This window comes from Streptococcus sp. KR, assembly GCF_002238115.1.
In the GTDB taxonomy this organism is placed as follows: Bacteria; Bacillota; Bacilli; order Lactobacillales; family Streptococcaceae; genus Streptococcus.
Genome location: NZ_NGVM01000187.1, coordinates 1 through 372, shown reverse-complemented (window position 1 = coordinate 372; position 372 = coordinate 1). Strand labels below are relative to the sequence as shown.

1 protein-coding gene is annotated in these 372 nt (G+C 41.4%); it reads left to right on the top strand.

Going from position 1 to position 372, the window contains the following annotated elements:
* Window positions 1-372, top strand: a 372-nt coding sequence (locus CBI42_RS11540) for a GH25 family lysozyme (protein WP_306425629.1), incomplete at both ends; no start/stop codon positions are given.

Sequence of the window (372 nt, the reverse complement as noted above, 5' to 3'; positions counted from 1 at the left end):
TTTAAGGAAATGAAAGCTAAAGCCGTCTGTGTGCAAATCTCTCATGGAACCTTCGTTGAAGACTATGGCTACATTAATCTTAAGAACGCTAAGGCTGCTGGCTTAGCACTCAACGCCTACCATTTTGCACAAGGAACATCCCCTGCCGCAGCACGTGCAGAAGCTTATGTTTTTGCTAAAACTGCTAAAAAGTATGGCCTAACAAAACACAACGCTATGGTTTTAGATTATGAGCAAACTAATCTTGGATTAGCTGGTAACACAGCCTATGTTAACGCTTTCTTTAACGAATTAGATCGTTTAGGCTTCACAAAACACACACTCTATTCAATGGCAGGATGGGCTTCTGTTTTACCACCAATTGGCTGGATT